The following is a 2753-nucleotide window of genomic DNA, read 5'->3' on the forward strand; positions in this document are numbered from 1 at the left end:
GTGTCGACGTGCGGTGCCGACGTCGCCCCCGCGGAGGCGACCTCGGCCCGACGTGCGGCGCGGCGCCGGGCGATCATGCCCAGCAGCGAGCCCGTGTTGTCGGCGCGATCGCCGAGGGCGGCGGTGAGACGGTCGAGGTACACCGCGAGCACGACAACGCTCAGGCCCGCCTCGACGCCCTTGGGGAGGTTGACGGTCGAGATCGACTCCACGACCTCCTTGCCGAGGCCGTCGGCGCCGACGATGCCGGCGACCACGGCCATCGACAGCGCGAGCATGATGACCTGATTGACGCCCGCCATGATCGTGGGCATGGCGAGGGGCAGCTGGATGCCGCGGAGGATCTGCCCGGGCGTCGCACCGAACGCGTGGCCGGCCTCGACCGTCTCGGAGTCGACGCCGCGGATGCCGAGCTCGGTCAGCCGCACTCCCGGGGGCAGCGCGAAGATGACGGTCGAGACGACACCGGGCACGACGCCGATGCTGAAGAACGTGATCGCGGGGATCAGGTAGACGAAGGCGGGCATCGTCTGCATGAAGTCGAGGATCGGCTTCAGCACCGCGCGCACGGTGGGGTTTCGCGCCGACCAGATGCCCAGCGGAACCGAGATCGCCACCGCCACGACGGTGGCGACGAGCACGAGCGCGAGCGTCTGCATCGCCGTGACCCACTGGCCCATCGCGAGGATGAGCGCGAACCCGATCACGGTGCCGAGCGCGAGCTTCCATGAGCGCAGGAGCCACGCCAGGGCGGCCGCGACGAGGATGACCACGATGATGGGCGCCGCGAGCAGCACGTCGCTGAGCCCGCCGACGAGGAGACGCACGACGACGGCGACGAGGTCGAGCAGGCCCGAGAGGTTGTCGCGGACCCAGTCCACACCGGCATCCACCCAGGATCCGACGGGGATGCGGAACCCATCCATCAGCGCACCCCCTCGATCTCGGATGCCGCGGCTCCGACGCCGGTGCTCCTCGAGCCGACGGCTGACGCGGGCAGGGTTTCACCGGCATCCGGGTCGATACCCGGGGCGTCGAGCACCGCGTCGATCTCGGCGGAGGGAAGGGGCTTGGGCAGCACGGTGAGCTCCTCGGTCGAGGTGGGGCCGGGACCGAGAGCCGCGAGCAGTGTCACGCGCGGGATGACCCCCGCGAGACGGCCGTCGGCGTCGAGGACGGCGAGGGGAAGCGGCGACTCGACCGACGGCACGAAGAGGTTCATCAGAACGTCGTCGTCGCGCACGCTCTGCGGCAGGGGCTTGAGCGTGCCGAGCAGCGAACTCTCTCCCGCGCGCACGAGCTTCATGGCATCCCGGTCGGTGATGATGCCGAGGGGCTTGCGGTCGCGATCGGTGACGTAGACCGCCGACATGTAGGCGTCGCGCATCTGCCGGAGCGCCGTGCGCGGGCCCGCCGAGGCGTCGACGCGTGGACGCGGACGCTCCATGACATTGCCGGCGGTGAGCACACGGGCGCGGTCGACATCCTGCACGAACTGCTCGACGTAGTCGTTCGCGGGGTCGGTGAGGATGTCTTCGGGGGTGCCGATCTGCACGATGCGTCCGTCACGCATGACGGCGATCCGGTCGCCGAGGAACATGGCCTCGTTGAGGTCGTGGGTGATGAAGACGATGGTCTTCTTCAGCGTCCGCTGGAGCTCGAGAAGCTGCTCCTGCATCTCGCGACGGATCAGGGGATCGAGGGCGCTGAACGCCTCGTCCATGAGCAGGATGTCGGTGTCGGCGGCGAGCGCGCGGGCGATGCCGACGCGCTGCTGCATGCCACCCGAGAGCGCCGAGGGGAGCTTGTCGCCCCAGCCCTCGAGGCCGACGAGCGCCAGGATCTCGTTCGCCTTGGCGAGGCGCTCGGTCTTGCCGACCCCGCGGAGCTCGAGCGGGTAGGCGACGTTCGCGGCCACCGTACGATGGGGCAGCAGCGCGAAGTGTTGGAAGACCATCGCGAGGCGGTCGCGGCGGAGCGACCGCAGGCGCGCGGCGCCGACGCCGGTGAGGGCATCGCCCTGCACCTCGACGGTTCCCGCGGTGGCCTCGTGGAGGCCGTTCAGCATGCGGATGATCGTCGACTTGCCGGAGCCGGAGAGGCCCATGATGACGAAGATCTCGCCGGGCGCCACCTCGAAGCTCGCGTCGACGACGGCGGCGGTCCCGTCGTCGGCGATGTCTTCGCGGCGGGCACCGGAGCGCAGCTTGTCGACGGCCGCCTGGGGTGCGCGACCGAAGACCTTGAACAGGTTCTTCGCCGCGAGGGCGGGTGTGGTGGACACCGGCGACGCCGGGTCGGGCGTCGCGGAGGCGGGGGTGGGGGACGCGGACCTCGGAGAGGCGGGCGTCTGCAGGGCAGGCGGAGGGGTCATCGTGTGCACCTCGGCGGCCTTCGGGTGGCCGCAGCGGTCACGCCCGGGTGGCAGCCGTCTGCGCTCCCCGGGGGTGGAGCGCAACCCGCGCCGGACATCGGATCCGGCGCTCAGGCCGCCGACCGTACGCTCGCCGTGTCGACTCCTCGAGTCGTCACCGGCGACCGCGGACTGGTCGGGTGGGCGGCCCGGAAACGGGCCTGCACAAACGTTTCATGCTGATGGAATGGCTGGCAAATCGCCGCTCGCCTTGCGATCCCGGATGCCGTGTGGCACGCGCGCGCATGTGCTCGACGCGGTGGTGACACCGTTGTCGGCCGCGCCCGTGATGTCGGCCCGGGCGTGTCGCAGCGCCCTCCGCGGGGCCGACGGGCGGGAG

The 2753-nt window shown here is 71.1% G+C and carries 2 protein-coding genes; both read right to left on the reverse strand.

Annotated features, from left to right (window positions below; translation table 11 throughout):
• Positions 1-926: ABC transporter permease subunit (locus RWP81_RS16025; protein ID WP_314457779.1), on the reverse strand; the 926-nt coding region annotated here is incomplete at its 3' end.
• Positions 926-2374: a betaine/proline/choline family ABC transporter ATP-binding protein gene (locus tag RWP81_RS16030; protein ID WP_314457781.1), complete on the reverse strand. Its 1449-nt coding sequence runs from the start codon at positions 2372-2374 to the stop codon at positions 926-928. The genes RWP81_RS16025 and RWP81_RS16030, both read right to left, overlap by 1 nt.
• Positions 2375-2753: the final 379 nt, after the last annotated feature.

It is taken from the genome of uncultured Microbacterium sp. (genome assembly GCF_963521695.1).
Taxonomy (GTDB): domain Bacteria; phylum Actinomycetota; class Actinomycetes; order Actinomycetales; family Microbacteriaceae; genus Microbacterium.

Excerpts from the sequence above, each read along its gene's own strand:
- RWP81_RS16030 (WP_314457781.1), bottom strand. The coding sequence starts at position 2,374 with ATGACCCCTCCGCCTGCCCTGCAGACGCCCGCCTCTCCGAGGTCCGCG.